This window comes from Mesorhizobium sp. M8A.F.Ca.ET.218.01.1.1 (assembly GCF_004791165.1).
Lineage (GTDB): Bacteria > Pseudomonadota > Alphaproteobacteria > Rhizobiales > Rhizobiaceae > Mesorhizobium.
The window spans coordinates 421764-440516 of record NZ_SRUZ01000006.1 but is presented as its reverse complement, the minus strand read 5'-3'; the positions used below and the strand labels follow the sequence as shown (position 1 = coordinate 440516).

The 18753-nt window shown below is 62.9% G+C and carries 12 protein-coding genes; 4 read left to right on the top strand and 8 right to left on the bottom strand.

What is annotated here, in order from left to right; translation table 11 throughout:
* Positions 1 to 95: 95 nt before the first annotated feature.
* Positions 96 to 1142 (top strand): L-glyceraldehyde 3-phosphate reductase, encoded by a 1047-nt coding sequence (gene mgrA, locus EN861_RS23385; RefSeq protein WP_127280603.1) that lies wholly within the window; start codon positions 96 to 98, stop codon positions 1140 to 1142.
* Between the two features lie 75 nt (positions 1143 to 1217).
* Here the strand turns inward: mgrA and EN861_RS23380 are convergent, their stop codons facing one another.
* Complete coding sequence (locus EN861_RS23380; protein ID WP_127280604.1) at positions 1218 to 2315, bottom strand: trypsin-like serine protease; 1098 nt, start codon at positions 2313 to 2315, stop codon at positions 1218 to 1220.
* Between the two features lie 401 nt (positions 2316 to 2716).
* Between EN861_RS23380 and EN861_RS23375 the strand changes: the two genes are divergently transcribed.
* Together EN861_RS23375 and EN861_RS23370 are read left to right on the top strand one after the other, a co-directional pair.
* Complete coding sequence (locus tag EN861_RS23375; RefSeq protein WP_127872349.1) at positions 2717 to 3805, top strand: serine protease; 1089 nt, start codon at positions 2717 to 2719, stop codon at positions 3803 to 3805.
* Positions 3806 to 4004: 199 nt separating this feature from the next.
* On the top strand, positions 4005 to 5837 hold the full coding sequence (locus EN861_RS23370) for a hypothetical protein (protein WP_245511771.1): 1833 nt from the start codon (positions 4005 to 4007) through the stop codon (positions 5835 to 5837).
* 65 nt (positions 5838 to 5902) lie between these two features.
* Here the strand turns inward: EN861_RS23370 and amrB are convergent, their stop codons facing one another.
* From amrB to EN861_RS23340, 5 genes are all read right to left on the bottom strand, one after another.
* A complete protein-coding gene (amrB, locus tag EN861_RS23365) occupies positions 5903 to 7621 on the bottom strand; it encodes an AmmeMemoRadiSam system protein B (protein WP_135865785.1) in 1719 nt (572 codons plus the stop codon).
* A gap of 155 nt (positions 7622 to 7776) precedes the next feature.
* Positions 7777 to 10794 (bottom strand): caspase family protein, encoded by a 3018-nt coding sequence (locus EN861_RS23355; RefSeq protein ID WP_245511770.1) that lies wholly within the window; start codon positions 10792 to 10794, stop codon positions 7777 to 7779.
* Between the two features lie 11 nt (positions 10795 to 10805).
* A complete protein-coding gene (locus tag EN861_RS23350) occupies positions 10806 to 11513 on the bottom strand; it encodes a hypothetical protein (RefSeq protein WP_127281257.1) in 708 nt (235 codons plus the stop codon).
* Positions 11510 to 11890 carry a hypothetical protein gene (locus EN861_RS23345; RefSeq protein WP_127872351.1) on the bottom strand — a complete coding sequence of 127 codons (381 nt, stop codon included), beginning with the start codon at positions 11888 to 11890 and terminating at the stop codon, positions 11510 to 11512. The genes EN861_RS23350 and EN861_RS23345 overlap by 4 nt, the downstream gene beginning before the upstream one ends.
* Before the next feature lie 114 nt (positions 11891 to 12004).
* Positions 12005 to 14206, bottom strand: coding sequence for a caspase family protein (locus EN861_RS23340; RefSeq protein ID WP_245464313.1), 2202 nt, complete (start codon positions 14204 to 14206; stop codon positions 12005 to 12007).
* A 244-nt stretch (positions 14207 to 14450) separates the two neighbouring features.
* Here EN861_RS23340 and EN861_RS23335 point away from each other — a divergent pair, with 244 nt between their 5' ends.
* Positions 14451 to 14855, top strand: coding sequence for a Fur family transcriptional regulator (locus tag EN861_RS23335; protein WP_127277494.1), 405 nt, complete (start codon positions 14451 to 14453; stop codon positions 14853 to 14855).
* Between the two features lie 17 nt (positions 14856 to 14872).
* On the opposite strand, the gene EN861_RS23330 is transcribed toward EN861_RS23335, so the two are convergent.
* Together EN861_RS23330 and polA are read right to left on the bottom strand one after the other, a co-directional pair.
* Positions 14873 to 15421 carry a hypothetical protein gene (locus EN861_RS23330; protein ID WP_127277492.1) on the bottom strand — a complete coding sequence of 183 codons (549 nt, stop codon included), beginning with the start codon at positions 15419 to 15421 and terminating at the stop codon, positions 14873 to 14875.
* 1 nt (position 15422) lies between these two features.
* A complete protein-coding gene (polA, locus tag EN861_RS23325) occupies positions 15423 to 18377 on the bottom strand; it encodes a DNA polymerase I (protein WP_167531309.1) in 2955 nt (984 codons plus the stop codon).
* Between the last annotated feature and the right edge of the window lie 376 nt (positions 18378 to 18753).

Genomic DNA, 18753 nt, shown 5'->3' with positions numbered 1-18753 from the left:
CCGTTCCTCCGGGGAGGGGGTAAAGGATGGCGTACGGGCACGTTCATCGCCTCTGCGATGACGGTGCCCTGTCCGTTCAGATCCGAGGATTTCCCATGCCCTATATCGCCGCTGAAAACCGCTACGAAAACATGATCTACAACCGCTGCGGGCGGTCCGGCCTCAAGCTGCCGGCGATCTCGCTCGGGCTGTGGCACAATTTCGGGAACGACACGCCGCATCGGACCAAGCAGGCCATCGTCCGCAAGGCTTTCGACCTCGGCATCACCCATTTCGACCTCGCCAACAATTATGGTCCGCCGCCCGGCTCGGCGGAGACCGCTTTCGGCGAGATCCTGCGCACCGATTTTTCCGCCTATCGCGACGAGCTGATCATCTCGACCAAGGCCGGTTACGAGATGTGGGCCGGTCCGTACGGCGAATGGGGCGGGCGCAAATACGTGCTGGCCAGCCTCGACCAGAGCTTGAAGCGGATGGGGCTCGACTATGTCGACATCTTCTATTCGCACCGTTTCGATCCCGACACGCCACTCGAAGAAACCATGGGCGCGCTCGACCATGCGGTGCGTTCGGGCAAGGCGCTCTATGCCGGCATCTCGTCCTACAATTCGCAGCGCACCCGCGAGGCCGCCGACATATTGAGGCAATTGGGCACGCCCTGTGTCATCCACCAGCCGAGCTATTCGATGTTGAACCGCTGGGTCGAGGAGGACGGGCTGCTCGACACGCTCGAAGGGCTCGGCGTCGGCTCCATCGTGTTTTCGCCGCTGGCGCAAGGCATGCTGACCGATAAATATCTCGGCGGCATTCCCGATGGCAGCCGGGCCTCCCAGGGCAAGTCGCTGAAGACGGCTTTCATCAACGATCGCACCATTGCCAACATCAAGTCGCTCAACGCGATTGCCGGCAAACGCGGCCAGACGCTGGCGCAGATGGCGCTGGCATGGGTGTTGCGCAAGGGCAAGGTGACGTCGGCGCTGATAGGCGCCAGCCGGCCCGAGCAGGTCGAGGATTGCGTCGGCGCGCTCAAGGTGCTCGATTTCAGCGACGCCGAATTGGCCGAGATCGATACTTACGCGCGCGAGTCCGACATCAATCTGTGGGCGGCCTCCGCCGAGCGCAAAGGTCCGCCAAGGAAATAGGCTCGCTCGGTAAGCCGGCAAACAAAAACGGCGGGATGTTCCCACCGTTTCCCGTGGCAATCCGAAGCGGTCGCTTCAGGGCGACTTTGGCTTCTGGGCGGTACCGAGCCCAGCCTTGGGCTTTTCGGGCGCCGGGGCGGATGTCTTCATCTTGGCCTCGATCCAGCCGGTGTAGTTGGCCAGCCGCGTGTAGATGCCATAGGCGTCCTTGTGGCCGCAGGCAGCGCTGCCATCGGCCGGGCCTTCGCCCCAACTGACGACGCCGACCTGGATCGGGCCGCCGGCGCCGGTCATGAACAGCGGTCCGCCGCTGTCGCCATTGCAGGCGTCACGCACGCCGCTCGTGGTGCCGGCGCAGATCATGTTGCTGGTCAGCGGATCGGTCATGTCGGCGGCAATCGCATTGGCCGCGGCATCGATGCCCTTTTCCGAATAGCGCATGCGGTGCGACAGGTCTCCGAGAGCCGCTTTCAGGTCATGGGCATAGATGGCCTTGATGCCGCTGTTGCAGGCGCTGTTTGGCTGCAGGTCGAGATCGGCGACCATCAGCGTGGTCGGGAAGGTGCCGTCCTGCATCTTGCCCCAGCCGGTGACGGTGGTCTTGCCGGTGTCTGGTGTCGCGTCATGGGTAAGCTTGATGGTCGGCGCATCGGCCGGGTCGGCGAGCCGGAGCAGGCCGAGATCGTTGTCGAGCGTCTGTTCGCTGTAGCCCTCGTTGACGATGACTTCGACAACCTTGTGCCGCTTGCCTTCGCTGAGATCCGTGGCACCGGTCAGCACGGTGACGGAATCGGGCGAGATCGGGCGGCCCTTGTCGTTGAGGCAGTGCGCAGCCGTCAGCACCCATTGCGGCGCGATCAGGCTGCCGCCGCAAAACTGCGCGTTGGCCTGAGAGGCCGGATTCTCGTCCAGCCTGGCGGTGGTGAGGAGTGCCACCTGGAAAGGATAGGCGCCCTTTTCAGCCTGATTGCCGCCATAGACGCGATCGGTGCCGTCGGGGTTCTCCGCCGCTGCCTTGGCCCTGGCATCGGTCACCCGCTGCATCGGCGAAACGGCCGCTTCCGGCCTGACGGCGGCCTCGTCCGCCTGGCCGGCGTTGATGAATGCAACGGCAGCGGCGATGCCAAGCAGCGATGCGGCAACGACCTGCCCGAACCGATTTGTGATGTGCACCCGAACCCCCTCCTGAGACAATTCTCCCGCGCGGATCGACGCCGGGCATTGTGCAACCAGAGGCCGCCGGTTCGGCGATCCGGACACGCACCCTATCGAACGGCGCGCGATCGGTCACAAAACCGAATCCCACTTTTGCTAACCGTGCCCGCGAGCAGAACCCGCACAAAACTCTATAGCCCCCCACGGGCTACGTGGAAGCGATTTATCATTGCCAATTTTGGATTATTTTAGGCAGTATGTCGCGGCAGGGTCTTAGGCGGGGGCTTTAGATTGACCGAGGCAAACAACGATCCGGTACGTTCGCCGATAGCCTTTGCCGATTTTTCAGCACCACCACGATCTCGACAATATTTCTGTATTTTGATCCAGTCCTTGCTGACTTTTGGGAGAGTCTCACCATGACAAAACTGACAAAGCTTATGATTGCTTCCGCATTGCTTTCCACCGCAATGTCGGCAGTCCCTGCTTTCGCCGCCGATCCTGGCTCCGCCAGTGCCGGCAATGGCGAAAGCATGCGGGACGTGACTTCGGGCGACTACAAGCCCGGGCGGGCCAAGCCGATCGCGCCGCCGACGCTGACTGACGAAGACAACCGCGCCGCGCCGATCACCGACGAGAAAGCGGCTGTCAAATCCTATGGCATCGTCGGACGTTCAGCCGATGGCAAGGAGATCAAGATCGAACCGAGCGAAGCGCTGCGGGAGATCATCATCAAGGAACTGAATGCGCCGGCCAATGGCGCCGAGGGCGACCCGCGCAAGACCGAGGATCCTGACCTTGGCGAAGGCGAAGCCGGACGTCAGGTTTTCGGCACCGACGATCGTGAGCAGGTCAAGAACACCAAGACCTATCCGTTCTCGGCAATCGGCTATCTCGAAGCCAAGTCGAAGACCGGCTATGGCAGCTGTTCGGCAACGTTGATCGGCCCGCGCACCGTGCTCACCGCCGCGCACTGTCTCTACAGCCACGAGGACAAGGACTGGCTGTCCGACTACCTGTTCGTGCCGGGCCTCAATGGCAGCACCGCCGATGACGCTCCGTTCGGCGCCTTCGAATACGAAAGCGCCTATGTGCTGCAGGGCTTCATCGACAACTACCAGGGCTATTACGGTTCGGTGATCCCGTGGGATCTCGGCATCATCACGCTGAAGCAGGATGTCGGCACCAATCTCGGCTGGCTGGGCTACGCCAACTATGACGATCTCGGCGACTTCACCGCCAACCTCGTCGGCTATCCCGGCGACAAGCCGATGGGTACGATGTGGAAGGCGAGCTGCGAAGTCCATGCCGAAAACATCGCTCCGGAGTATTTCCAGTATGACTGCGATACTTTCCCGGGGTCGAGCGGCAGCTCGGTCTATGCCTATGACACCAAGTCCAAGCAGCGCATCATTACCGGCGTCAACGTGGCGGAAAGCCCTGAGGCCAACACCGCCGTGCGCCTGAACGCCGCCAACGTCCAGTGGATCAACAGCCTCTACAAATGACGGCTGCCGACGGTCGCGGCGCGTGCCGCGACAGAGAAACAAAGAACCGGCGGCGGGACGTTCCCGCCGCCGGTTTTCTATGCGATGGCGTGCACGGTCGGAGCCGTCACTTGCGCCAGCCCACCGCCACGATTACGCTTGGTCATCCAAGGGGTTGGGCGTTGAGGGGTGGGATATGGCAAGGCCAGGAATCTTCGCAATGAGGGCAATGGCTGCCGCTCCCCTGCTGGCGGCGTTGATGTTGTCGGCATCTCTTACCGGACAGGCCTTCGCCAACGGAGGCAGTTCGCAGCCAGCCGGCGCCTGGGCGGAGCGCGTGCAGGTCCTCTATCAGAGCCGGACGCGTTCGGTGCTGCGCAGGATGGTGCGGGTGTGGGATTTCCAACCGGAAAAAAATCTCGACTTCACCTGGGAGCCGGCCGCTGGCCAGTCTCCCGATCGGACGATCGCCGAAGACGGCACCGTCAACGGCAAGGGCCGCCTGGTCTGGCGCGTGCGCGGCTCTGCGAACTATGACCCGAAGACCGTCTATTCCAGTTATTTTGGCTCCGTCAGGAACGGCCGGCTGGATGGGCAAGGGCGGCTCGAGCTTCGTTCGGGCGAGGTCTTCGACGGGCTGTGGCTTGAGGGAGAATTCAACGGAAAGGGCATCCATATCGATGCCGAGGGCAACCGCTATGAAGGCCAGTTCGTCGCTGGCGTCGCGAATGGCGAAGGCCGGCTCATGTCGAAGACCGGCGAAATATTCGCCGGCTCCTTTGTCGACGGATTGAAGAACGGCAAGGGTCGGACCCGGCTCGCCGGCGGCACGGTCTATCAATCGCAATGGGTGATGGGCAAGGAGGTCGGCAGCTCGCGTCCAGACGTGCTGGCCGATGCCCGGGTCGGCGGCCTTTTGAAGGCGCAGACCGGCGGCGGCGACGCCGACAAGGTCGAGATCGGGGTCGTGGTGGATCAACGTATGACGCAGCAATCCGACATGCAGTACCAGCACCTGGTGCGCGACGAGGACATCGCGATCTATCCGCAGGCGGATGAGGACAATGACAGCTGGAACGGCACCGGGCAGGTTACGACCAGCAATGTCTTTGGCCGCAAGGACTGGGACGAAGCGCCGGCCTTCGCCGAGGTCGACCTCAAAACGACGGACCAATCCAAAGTCAGGCTCGACCGGCTGGAAATGAAGGTCGCCTCGAGCGATGCCTACCGCAAGCCGATGCTGTCGATATCGGAGCATTTCGGCTGTGTCGGCTTCCGGCCGGATTTCTCGATCATCAACAATGGCTGGGGCGACGCCAAGGACATGAAAATGTCCATCCAGTTCACGACCGTGGACGAGGATGGCAATCCCAGCGGCCAGCCAAGCCGTATGTTCAGCAAGGACATTGGCAGTTTCGGCGAGGGCGTCGACGTGTCGATCAAGAGCGTGCTCACTGAAGCCGGCGTCGACACCGCCAGCCTGGAGACGGGGCGGTTTCCCTGTCCGTCGGTGGACAGTCTCAATGTCTGCCGCAGTCAGTTGGCCAACAAGATCAAGTTCGGCGAGGTCGCCGACTATCTCGGCAATATGCAGCAGGCGATGACACTGAATGCGATCGGCAAGCTCGATTATTCCTGGACAGATGACGAAGGTCATATCAATCAGAACAGCGAGCCGTTTCGCACCTCGGTGACCGTGGCGGTTTTCGAGACCCCGGAATCGATGGCCGAATGCGGCGATGGCGGTGGCGGCACACCGGAAGCGATGCGCTACCAGAACATCGAGTTTCCAATCGGCAAGCACGACTACACGATCGCCATGCCGGTGCGCGGCAACAAGAACATCAGCGCCTATACGGCGCGGCTGAAGATGTGGTCGTCGATGTCGTCCATCCACAACTTCAGCATCGCCGCGCATTTCGCCGATGGCAGCGTTCGCGAGAGCAAGCCGGTGACCTTCTTCTATTTCAAGCCAAAGCGGTCGCTGTTCGAGACCAAGACCGAGCCGGCGGCGTGTTATCTGCCACGCGACATGGTCGGCTGCAGCGGTTAGGACGTATCGATATTCAGGTGATGCCGGCCCGATCTTAAGCCTGGCGCATCCTGATCCAGGAACGGCTATTTGCGGCCCATCTCGAAATAGTTGGGCAGGGGAATGAGCCGGGCGAAGATCGTGCCCTGGGGAAAGACGCGCAGTTCCAGCATCGATCCGGACGAGCGTTCCGCCTTCTGGTCAAATAGGAAATTGCCGAGCGAATAGACTTCAGCCACATCGCCGCCGCCGAGCGGCACGATTGCCTCGCTCGACACATGCGGATGGCCGCCGACGATGGCCGACACACCGCGCAGCCGCATCTGGTCGGCGAGCATCTCTTCGCGCGCCGACGGCTCGGTCTTGTATTCGCGGCCCCAATGGACGAAGGCGACCACCGGGCGTTCGGCATTTTCGTGCAGCAGGCGGTCGAGCAAGGCAGGGGTGAGCAGGTCGGTGTTCTTCGAGCCGTTGGTGTCGATGTCGGTCAGGCCGACCAGGTCGAGATCGGCGAGCGCCAGCGTCTCGCCCTGGGCGACATGGGGGATGCCGGCTTCGTCCAGCGCCTGCAGCGTCTCGGCATAGCCGGACGGGCCGAGATCGTAGGCATGGTTGTTGGCGAGGCTCACGCCGGCGACATGCAGCCGCTTCAGCATGTCGACAGCGAGGCCCTCCGGCATCGCCAGCGTCATATCGTCGATCGCCTCCGGCACGTTGGGCAGGATGACGCCTTCGAGATTGACGATCAGCGGCCGCGAGTTGGTCAGCGACAGGATGCTGTCGACGATGCGGTCGGCAACACCGTCGCGGACCAAAATCTTCTTCATGGCGCGGCCGAAATTCACGTCGCCGGCGAGATAATAGATTTTGTCCTTGGGCCGTGTGGGGTTGTTGAAGTCGGGGCCGAAAGCGCCGAACAGCGCCACCACATAGCTGGTGGTGCGCTCGACATAATCCGATGTGTGTTCCTGCGAGTTCTCATTGGCGACGACCAGCGGCAGGGCGCCGAACAATTCGCGCTGCAGCCTGGTCTGGATGTAGAGCGCGCCGACCGAATCGGCATGATCGGGCTGGCGCAGTGCCGCGATGCCGTCGAGCGAGCTGGCGGCCAGCATGTTGAGCGACTGCTGGTCGAAACGGTGTGCCTCATGCTGCGGCAGATAGTGCGAGAAGTCGGTGGATTCGACGATCAGCGTGTCGTGGTCGACAATTGTCTTAAGTGCCTCGGCAAGCCTGTCCCAGTCGCGGCGCCGCGCCTTCACCGACATCGCCACCGGCACGATTTTCGCCTCGGGGAAATAGTGGTGCAGGAAAGGCAGCATGGCACGTACGCCATGCTCCTTGTCGAACAGGCAGGACTCCTCGACCATGTCGCTGTTCTTCTCCAGAAGCCGCACGGCATCGGTGTCGGCCTTGACCGGACCAAGCACGGTATCGAAGCCGCGCGCCGTGGTGGCGTAGAGCTTGTGCGTCTTGTGGAAATGGTCCGGCGACAGGATGACGATGCGTTTGTAGCGGAAGCCCGAGGCGGCATGAAAACCCAGCGCCACCAGGTCGGCGGCCAGGAGATGATGCGGCACGGTGATGCCGGTCAGTCGCTGATTGGATGGCTGGACCTCGGCCGCGCTGGCGATGGCATTCTCGAACAGCTTGGCGTCGTCGTAGAAGGGCGGGAAGTTTGAGCTGCCGGACGGGCAGATGACGGGTGCGGTGAAGGCGGGCAGGGGGAGGAGGGTGAACAGGAGGGCTGCCAAGATCTGCAAAATGTCGGCGCCCAGTCGGCCCCCCTCTGTCCTGCCGGACATCTCCCCCTCAAGGGGGGAGATTGGCAGCTTCATTGGCGGCGCTCTCTTTCTCAACGCCAGGGTTTGGCGAAAGCCAGGAAACAGCTGATCTCCACCCTTGAGGGGGAGGTGTCCGGCAGGACAGAGGGGGGTCCCTTGGCGCCGACGTTTGATGGTCACGGCTCGGCCAGCACGATGTTTTCCACGCCGCCGACATAATAGAACGGCTTCTGCTTCGAAGCGGTCAGCCGCACCACCTCGTGCGAAATGAAATCGGCCAGCCCGAACAGCGTGACGCCGCCATCCGGGGTTCTCGCCTTGCCGCGCAGGCCCTCGAGGATCGAATAGGTGAAGACGCCGTGGCCGAGTTCGGGCAATTCGGCGGCGGTGTTGTTGGCGGCGGTGGCCGAGAAGACGACGATGCGCGCGTCCTGCGCATCCTTTTCCAGCCGCGGATTGAAGGCGTTGGCGGCGTGGCAGGTGTCGAGCAGCATGAAGCGCATGCCTTTGGCCCGCTCGACCGATTTCTGGATGTCGGACCAATCCACCAGCGAAGAGCGCTTCCAGCGCTCGGCGTCCTGTTTGCGGCCATCGGTCGGGATGAAATAGTAATCCTCGTCGATGTTGATGCCGTGGCCGGCTACGAAGATGATGGTGGTGTCGTGCTCGCCAGGCCGGTCGAGGAAATCGGCGAGCTGGTCATCGATCGTGTGCGAGTCCGGTTCCATGATGCTGCCGGCACTGGCGACGGTGTAGGTCTGCTGCGCCTTGTCGGGGCTCTCGTCGAGCGCTTGGCGGTTGACCAGCACCAGCGATTCCATCGACGAGAACAGCGGCGCCGACTTCTGCGCAACCACCTTGAGAAACTCGGTGGCATCGTCGACGGGGTAGCGCAGGTCGCAGGCGTGGCCGGAACAGGCATCGGTCAGGAACGGGTATTTGTCGACACCGATGACCGCGACATAGAGCTTGCCCTTGGCTTGGGCCTTCTCGGCCTTCCTTGCCAGCGTCGTCACGCTGCGCTCGGTCAGATAGCCGTATTCATTGGTGCCGGTGATGCGAATGGTGTTTTGGCCATCCTCGACCGGAACCTCGACGATGGTGTTGTTGCCGTCCACCGAGCGGGCGGTGACGTCGCCGACATTGCGGCTGTTCGAAAGGATCGAGAAGCCGGCGGCATCAGCGCCAGCCTCCCTGGCGCCCGTGATTTCGACCGCGACGTAGCCGTCTCGCACCTTGCTCTGATCGCCGGCGAGGCGGATGCCGAACTCCGGCGGCTTGCGCTGGAGAAGCTTCTGCAACTCGTCGTCGACGCCGGGCCGCATCTCCTTGACCGCCTGCCTGGCGCTGCGCAGGATGATGGCGCGGCGCACCATTTCCGGGCTCCAGAGGTATTTCTTCAGCTGGCCGGCGCGGATGAAGCGGCCTTCATGGTCGCGACCCTGGTTGACGTGCCAGCCGATCAGCTTGTCGCCCTCGTCGGAGGAATAGTAATAGCCCTGCGGCATCCAGGCGATCCATTGCGACCCGGCAAAAAACATCGACACGATCAGTTCGTGCGTCTTCAGGTTCCAGAGCCGGAGCGTCTGGTCGGCACTGCCGGTGACCAGCAGGCTGGCCTTTTCGGAGGCGACCATAGCGTTGACCTCGCCGGTGTGGCCGGTGAATTCACCTGATACCCTGGCGGTCGCGGATTTGTACTCCAGCAGCGTGCCGTCATTGCCGCCGGTGATCAGGCCAAGCCCGTTGTCGATCAGCGTGAAGGCGGAATGGGCAAAGCCGTTGGTGGCGTCGTTCTCGATCGTGCGCACGACCTTACCGCCATTGGCGATTTCCAGCACTGCGTTTTCCAGCGCGTCCTTGCCGCCGACCGTGGCGTGCAGCGACCACTGGCCGCTGGTCAGTGTGGCGCGGGCAAACGAGTTTTGCTCCGTCAGCAGCTGGGGGTCGTCGAAGAACCGCTCGGCGGTCGGCAGTTCCAGCTTCTTTTCCAGCGCGCCCATTTGTTCCGGGCAGGCGACGCGCTCGGGGCAGGGGTTGGCATCGCCCCAGCCGATGATGCCGTTCGCCGCGTCGATGCCGACCGCGGTCACCGGCTCCCCCGATCCTTGCAGCAGGGCCTTGCGTTCACCCGTCGCCGGGTCCCAGACCTGGATGGCGTTGCGGGTACCGCCGGCCGTCGCCACCAGCGACCCGTCGGCATTGGCGGCGCTGGCGTAGACTGTGCCGTCATGGCCGGCATAGTCGAGCAGCTTGTCTCCAGTGTCGGTGTTCCAGACGATGGAGCGGTGCTTGTTGGCGCAGCGGTAGCCGCAGGAAGCGATCAGACGTGACCCCTTGGCGAAGGTCAGCGAACCGATGAGGAAATCCTGCTTCGGCATGGCGCGCACCAGAGTGCCGTCAGCCGCACGCCAGATTTGGACCTGCCCGTCCTTGCTGCCGGTGCCAAACTGGCTGCCGTCCTGCGAAACGGCCAGCGCCATGACGCTGACGTCCCGCAGCTGCTCCGCTTCGGCCGGTAAGGCGATCTGCTCGCCCTTCGTGATGTCCCAGAGCCGGATGCCATTGTCCGTCGTTGTCGCCGCCAGTCGGGTTCCCACCGCGGCGAAAGCCAGTTTGTCGATATGCCAGGAATCGGCGTCGAGCTTTTTGTCCAGCGTCCATCCGGCCGTGGATTTGTCGTCCAGCCTCCAGAGATAGACGACGCCATCGGCGCCACCGCCGGCCAGCATCTTTCCATCGGGAGAGAAGGCAAGGTCATAGGTCGCGTAGTCGGCTGCCTTGAGTACGGCCTTCATCTTGCCGGTGGCGAAGTCGAACAGCCTGATGTCGCCATAGGGCGGCCTGTCGCCGAGACCAGCGCCGAAATAGCCGCCGGCGGCGATCGTCTTGCCGTCCGGCGAGACCGCGACCGCGAAGATCTTGCCGTCGTTGCCGTTGCCGAGATAGCCACGGATGGTGCGCAGGCTGACGCCGTTTTGCCAGTCCCAGATACGGATGGTCTTGTCGTCGGAGGCCGAGACGAGATTCTCGCCATCGGGCGTGAAGGCGAGATCGGTGACCCGCGCGCTGTGGCCGCCAGTGTCGAGATCGAGGTGGAAATCCGGGGCGTCCTCGGCACGGGCGACCGACGCGGCGACCAAGGCTCCAGCCATGGCGAGCCAGCGGAAGGCACGCATGAGGCGGAGGCTCATCCTTGTCATCGTTATTTGGCTTCAGCCGACGGTCGCCCGCTGCGCACATAGGCTTCGATCGCCGTGGCGAAAGTGGGGGAGCCGGCCTTGCGCTGTTTGTCGACATAGCCGGCAAAGTAACTCCAGAAGGAGACGGCATAGTCGCGGAAATAGGCGTCGGTCACCTTGCGCGAACACAGGTCGCCATCGACGCAGAAGGACAGCCGGTTGAGGAAATAGACGATGCGGTCGAAATTCTCGCCGAAGTCGGCGAGCGGCATGTCGCCACCGGAAGCGCTCATCGCCTCGATGCCGATACGTTGCCGGAATACCTGCTCCTCGGTCGGCGAAGGGTTGGCGCTGAGCAGATTGTCGTATTTGGAATTGAGGGCCGCGAGGCGATCCTTGAGCGCTCGTTGCGCCTGCTGATAATCCTTTGTCTCCCAAAGCTCGACCAGGGACATGGTCTGCTCCACGCGCTTCTGCTCCTGATTGGCCAGGAACTGATAGACCGAGAATGCCAAGGTGAAGATGATGGCGAAGCGCACCAGCATGCCCGACCAGGCATAGACCAGCATGCGCCAGTCGCGGTCGGTGAAGGGGTTGCTTTCCTTCTTGATCTCATGGCTGCTCGGCCACGGGAAGCCTTCGGTGGTTTCCGGCAGCGCCTGCTTCGCAGCCGCGTCCTTTGCCGGTGTCACTGCTGCTGCCTGCTTCGTCGTGCCCCCCGGCTTCTTCATTTGCAGCTATCCAGTTCGATGGTGGCGGAGGGATCGAGCACGACGCCCGGCGCTTCGAGCTGCTTCTTCAGGCACGCCAGTTGCGGGCGCGAGACAATGAACTGCACGTCCGGTTCCGCCGGGGCCTTGTTCGGCGACGGCAAGGCCTCGACGATGCCGCGCGAGGCGCAGCCCGAGAGATCGACGACGATCGCGTCGCTGCTGGCCTTGGCGATCTGGTCGTACTGGTCGAGAAAGCAGGTCGCCAGTTCCGAATTGATGACCACCTGCTTGGCGCAGAGGCCGCAGGCGTCCTGTGCCGACGCGTCGGCAACCAGCAGCAGGCCGGCGGCGATGCCGCCAACCGTGGCACTCCAGGAAAATAGGCTATAGCTCACGAACCACCCCATCCATTGCGCCGGCCGTGTCATCTCCCGACGCTGCGGCTAAAAGTTTTCACCCCATCGTGCCGGCAGTGCAAGGCCTGGCCATGAACACCCCCGCCTGGATTCTCAGGCGCGCGGCACCGTCTCCATCGGGAAGATCATCACCGCTCCCCTCGGGCCGCTCTTGTCGGCAAGCCGCATCACCGATCGGGTCGACGGCGCCACGCCGATATCGGCAAGCATGTCGGAGAAGCTGGCGGAGCCTATCCCGCGCGTCATCGACGCGACACCGTCCTGCGCCAGAAAGCTCAGATCCTCCTTTTCGCTTTCCGGCGGCGCCTCGGTCAGCACCGCGATCATCCGCTCCATGCCGAAGCTGGTGTCGGTGAAGGCGAGCAACCCTTCCTCGACGGTAGCCTGCGGGGCGAGGCGCTCGGCAACGATGTGAGTGATCGAATAATCGCTGCCGACATAGAGCACATTGATGTCGACCAGCTGGTCCGACCTGTTCTTCGCCAGCACATGCACCTCGTCGCCGGGCGAGACGCGTGGCACCACCGAGGCCTGCAACGGCTCCAGCCCGTCCTTGTCACGACGCTTGACCTGGAATTGCACGTCGACGTCCTCTGGCTTGTAGTCGGAGGCGGCCGCCAGCCTGGAAAGACCGGTGGCCCGGAAGATGGTGCGCAAATTCCTTACCGTCGCATCGACAAGCTTCTGGCGGTCGTCGGGGTGGATGATGATCAGCGGCGGCCTACCGCCATCCTTCAAGGTCACGTCGCCCGAAGCCGGCAGGAACCACAGGGCCGGCTTGTCGGTCGCGTTCCCGTCGGCGCCGGCAATGGCATTCTCGCGCATCACCGCGAAGCGAAGTTCGGCGCTCTTGCCCGGATCGACCAGTTCGATGTTGAAGCCGGTCTCCTTGGCCGCTGCAAGTTCGTCGAGAACCGAATTGACGAGTGCCGTTTCCGTCTCCAATCCCTTGGTCGCGGCCGGCCGTGCAACGGCGAGCATGTAGTCGACGGCGATCTCCGCCACCCGGGCATACGCATTGGCGGGGATATCGGCAACCTTGAGTGCGGGCTTCTTGTCGAAATCGACCGGCTTGACCCGGCTCTCCAGGTTCTTGGCCGATTCCACTTCGAGATAGCCGACGGCGTCGGATAGCGACGACAGCGCCGACGGCAGGATGGCGAGCTTGCTGCCCGGCGTGAGGCGATGCAGCAGGCCGGCGCCGATCGTCGCCTCGCCGTCCTTGACGATAATGGGCCATTGCATGACCGCATCCGTCTTGTCGGTGCCGAAGACGCGCGCGTCGAGTTCGCCTTCGAACAGCGGCGTCGGCCGGGTACGGCTGTCGGCCGAATATTGCTGCAGCACGGCCTGGCCAAGCTGGCGATAGGTGACATTGGGATTTTCGGCGAGCTTCGACAGGATGGTGAACGTGAAGAGGCCGAAGCGTGGCGCGTCGGCCGTGCCCTTGGGCAGCGGCATCTCCGGTGTCGTCTCGACTGTCTGCGCGGCATAGAAGGCGACCAGTTTGCCCTTGGTGATTGGCTCGCCGCCAGTCGGCGTCAGGTTGAAGGCCGGTTTGCGCTGGCCATTCTCGTCGAGGCCGCGCGATGCGCTTGCAACGGTGTTGTCATACGCCTTGACGGCTGCCGCCCTGGCCGCCTCGTCGCCACCGACCAGGTCGGCGAACTCGACCTTGCGTTCCAGCTCGTCATCGACATCGACGGCGCGGGTGGCGGTGCCGGAATGGCAGCAGTCGAACACCGCCCAGACGAAGGCGCCCTTGTCGCGGATGGCATCGAGCGCATCGCCGATCTCGTTGTCGACCAGCGCGTTCGGAACGCCGGCATCCCTGTTGATCCACTTCTCGATGTCGACGGGCAGGAAAATTTCGTCGAGTCCGTCGGTCTCGTCGCCCTTGACCCTCTCGGGCTGCTGGGCGCCGTGGCCGGACAGATGCAGGTAGACGAAGTCGTCGCGCCGAACCTTGGCGGCGAGATCGGCCAGTGCCGTCTTGATCGCGGCATGGGTCGGCAAACCCTTGGCGCCGGGCACGTCCTTGGCCAACAGCGTGACGTTTTCCGGCGCGAAGCGCACCGGATCGGGGACGTTCTTCAGAAGGTATTCGTGCACCAGGCCGGCATCGTTCTTCGGCCCGATCAGCCAGTTTCTCTGCGGCAAGGCCGGATATTCGGTGCAGGCGACGAGCAGCGCATGGTAGGTGCGCGACGCGGCCAAAGCCCGGAACGAAACCGTGCCGGCAGCCACCAGCGCGGACGTGCCGACAAGCAGCCTCCGGCGTGTCAATTTGATCATGTCGCTTCCCCAAGCCCGATCGAATTTCCCAAGCGAGACCATCCTCGTCGAGGATTTTGGCAGTATTTTGAATGTCGCTCCGTCATCAAGCCTGCCATCACCAATGTGTCGGCATGTCATCGATCGGCTCGGGACAGCAACAGAAGAGTAGCAAAGAAGGCGGTTCGTCGCTATCTGAATGGGATCAGGCCGTTTGCGTGAGCAAACAGCCTTGGGATGGCGCAGGGCAGGCTGGAACAGAACCATGGCGGCAAGGGATGTGCTGACGAAAAACCAGTTGTGCGTGCTCGAGAAACTCGAGACCGCCAGCGGGCCGCTCAGCGCCTACACCTTGCTTGATCAGCTGCGCGAGCGCGGTTTTCGGGCGCCGCTGCAGGTCTATCGGGCGCTCGACACGCTGGTGAAGTCAGGCTTCGTGCATCGGCTGGAGAGCATCAACTCCTTCGTCGCCTGCGCCGAGCCGCACGACCACAGCCACTCGATGACCGCCTTCGCCATTTGCGACAGCTGCGGGCAGGTGACGGAGATGTCGGACCACGACGTCGACCACCGGCTGAACGAATGGGTCAACTCGACCGGCTTCGCCGCCAGGAAGGCGGTGATCGAATTTCGCGGGACGTGCGCGAAATGCCGCGCTGAGGCCGCCTAGAGCGCCGCGTATACTTGCTAAAACAGCATAGCTACGTTTGCAAATGTGACGGCAGTCGGAGAGGTTCTCACTCTAACGAACACGAAAGATTCGCTCGGGTCGTTGGAGTCCAAGTATGGTGCCAGCGACGCAGTTACTTCTTTTACAGAGCTGTCATCATCCATAACGCAGTACCATCGCGAATTTGGTTCCAGGTTCGCTACAATCTCACCTTTTTGAGTGGGTGCGCGTAATGCGTCGATTATTCGCTTTACCCGATTGTCCAAATCGCCGCTGCTTATGACTGCCTGCTGGGGCAAGCCTGTCAGTAGTTTGATCTCCAATCTTACACCTACGCCGACCGCCTCCCCATAAAATGGGACGAATACCTGGTCACCGATCGAGCGTAAAAAATTTGGTGCCTGTGCTGCGAAATTTGAATCTTCCCATCTTTTCAGAACCGCAAATGGCTCTTTGCCCCATAGTGTCTCCAATTGCCGGTGAAAGCTCTTTCGCATGTTCCAGACCGCATCAAGACTGCTTGCTTTCGAGGGGATTTGGCCGCGATAGGTGAGGTATATGTCCACCTCAATGCGCCTCGTCCCAGTTGTTGGCGGCACGGGCGTCGACATGCAGCGGCACCGACATCGAGACCGCGGGCATCGCGGCGTTTTCCATGACGTGGCGCACGACCGGGATCGTCGCCTCGACTTCCGCCTCGACCGTCTCGAAGATCAGTTCGTCATGCACCTGCAGGAGCATGCGGGCGGACAGCTTGGCCTTGTCCAAGGCTTCCTCCATGCGGATCATGGCGCGGCGGATGATGTCGGCGGCGGTGCCCTGCAGGCGGGCATTGATGGAGGCGCGCTCGTTGAAGGCGCGCAGTGACGGGTTCGACGACCTGATGTCGGGATAGTGGATGCGGCGGCCGAAGATCGTTTCGACAAAGCCGTGCTCGCGGGCATAGGCCTTGGTCTCCTCGATATAGTCGCGGATGCCGGGGAAGCGCTCGAAATATTTCTTGATATAGGCGCTCGCCTCCTCGCGCGGGATCGACAGCTGGTTGGCGAGGCCAAAGGCCGAGATGCCGTAGATAATGCCGAAATTGATCGCCTTGGCGCGGCGGCGCACTTCCGATGGCATGCCCTCCACGGGCACGTTGAACATTTCAGACGCGGTGATGGCATGGATGTCCGCGCCATCCGCAAAGGCCTGGCGCAATTGCGGGATTTCGGCGACGTGGGCGAGCACGCGCAGTTCGATCTGGCTGTAGTCGGCTGAAACCAGCCGGTGGCTCTTGTCGGTGATGAAGGCGGTCCTGATCTTGCGCCCTTCAGCCGTGCGCACCGGAATGTTCTGCAGGTTCGGGTCGGAGGACGACAGACGGCCGGTCGTCGTTGCGGCAAGCGCGTAGGAGGTGTGGACGCGCTTGGTGTCAGGATTGACGAAGCCGGGCAGCGCATCGGTGTAGGTCGATTTCAGCTTGGTCAGCTGGCGCCAGTCGACGATCTTGCGCGGCAGTTCGTGACCTTCGGCGGCGAGATCTTCGAGCAGCTGCGCCGAGGTCGACCACTGGCCGGTCTTGGTCTTGGAGCCGCCGGGCAGCCCCATGCGGCCGAACAGGATGTCGCCGAGCTGCTTGGGCGAGCCGATGTTGATGCGCTCGCCGATGAGCTGGTAGATTTCCTCTTCCAGCCGGGCCGCACCTTGCGCCAGTTCCCCCGACAGCCGGGACAGGATCTGCCGGTCGACCGAGATACCGCGCTGTTCCATGCGCGCCAGCACCGGCACCAGCGGCCGCTCCAGGCGTTCATAGACCGAGACCAGTCCCTTGGCGGCAAGCCGCGGCTTCAGCACCAGCCACAGCCGCAACGTCACGTCGGCATCCTCGGCGGCGTGAGCGGTCGCCCTGTCGATGTCGACCTGGTCGAAACCGACAGAGCTCTTGCCGGAACCGGTCACGTCCTTGAGTTGAAGGGGGGTATGGCCAAGCCATTTGTCGGCAAGGGCATCCATGCCGTGGCCATGGGGGGTGCCGGCGTCGAGCACGTAGGAGATCAGCATGGTGTCGTCGAAGGGTGCGACATCGACGCCGTAGCGGCTCATGATGACCAGGTCATATTTCAGGTTCTGTGCGATCTTGAGGACCGATCCGTCCTCAAGCAGTGGTTTGAGCACCGCCAGCGCCTCGCGAAGCGGGATCTGGTTTTCGAGCATGCCGCCGCCGAGCAGGTCGCCATTGCCGCTCTTGTGGGCGAAGGGGATGTAGGCGGCGCGGCCGGGCGCCGTGGCCATTGCCATGCCGATCAGTGAGGCCTGCATCGGATCGGTCGAGGTGGCCCTGACGTCGAAGGCCGCGATACCGGCCTCCCGCGCCTCGGCGACCCAGGCTTTCAGCGTCGCGATATCGCGGATGCACTGATAGGCCGAAGTATCGATCTTGGCGGTCGCCGCGCCCTCCAGCCGCAATGCGGCCAGGAGGGAAGGGGTGTCACCTTTTTTTGGCGTCTCCGTCTCGGCTTCAGCGGCCTGGCCCGGCTCGGTGGCCGCCCCGTTTCGGGCGACGGGCGGCGTTCCGGCCCCGACGTCGGGGCCATGTGCGTTGTCGGCGCGTTCGACGGTCACCGCGACGGCCTGGACGTCGCCGGCCTCGGTGCCGGTCGCTTCCGCCACGCGGCGGGTCAGCGAGGTGAATTCCATGGTCTTGAGGAAGCCGATCAGCTTCGGCCCGTCGGGAGCATGCAGCACGAAATCGTCCAGTCCCTCGGCCACCGGCACGTCGTTCTTCAGCGTCACCAACTGGCGCGAGATGCGTGCCTTGTCAGCGTTGGCGATGATCGATTCCCGCCTTTTCTCCTGCTTGATCTCGCCGGCTCGGGCGAGCAATCCATCGAGATCGCCGAACTGCTCGAGCAGTTGCGCCGCGGTCTTTGGCCCGATGCCGGGCACGCCAGGCACATTGTCGACGGAGTCGCCGGTCAGCGCCTGCATGTCGATCATCTTTTCGGGTGGCACCCCCCATTTCTCGATGACTTCGGGGATGCCGATCTGGCGATCCTTCATCGGGTCGTACATGCCCACCGTGTCGCCAACCAGTTGCATCAGGTCCTTGTCGGAGGAGATGATGGTGGTGTCGCCGCCGGCCTCGCAGGCCAGCCGGCAATAGGTGGCGATAAGATCGTCGGCCTCGAAGCCTTCCATCTCGACGCAAGGCAGGTTGAACGCCCTGGTTGCCTGGCGGATCAGGCCGAATTGCGGGATCAGATCCTCGGGCGGCGCCGAACGGTTGGCCTTGTATTCGGGATAGAGGTCGTTGCGGAAGGTTTTCGAGGAATAATCGAAGATGACTGCGAAATGCGTCGGCACAATGCCCACATCGGTGTTGCGGGCATCCTGCATCAGCTTCCACAGCATGTTGCAGAAGCCGGAAACGGCACCGACCGGCAGGCCGTCGGACTTGCGGGTCAGCGGCGGCAGTGCGTGATAGGCCCGGAAGATGTAGCCAGAGCCGTCAATGAGGAAGAGATGATCGCCTTTTTTCATGCCGGCAGGGATAGCGCGGCGCGATGGCTTGGTCCATGCCAAAGACATCGCCAGACATAGGTTCCGTCAACACCCTGACAGATCGGGAACCCTGACAGATCGGGGTTATACAGGGCCGCTCACGGGTACGTTACAAAAGTGTAACGTTAACGCCCTTGAATCGCCATGTTCAGAGACCCAAATACACGTCATCGGCAGTTTTCGCCGAAGTCCGGAGCAAGGCCCGTCCCCCGCCTATACCGGACAACTGCGGCAGCCTATCCCCCCTCTCCGGGCTGCCGCATCGTTTCGAGTACAAGACCGCCGTGGTTCCCCCTCCACCACGGCGGTCTTTTTTTGCCCGCGGCCGCCGGCGCGGGCCGTGGTCCAATTGTCC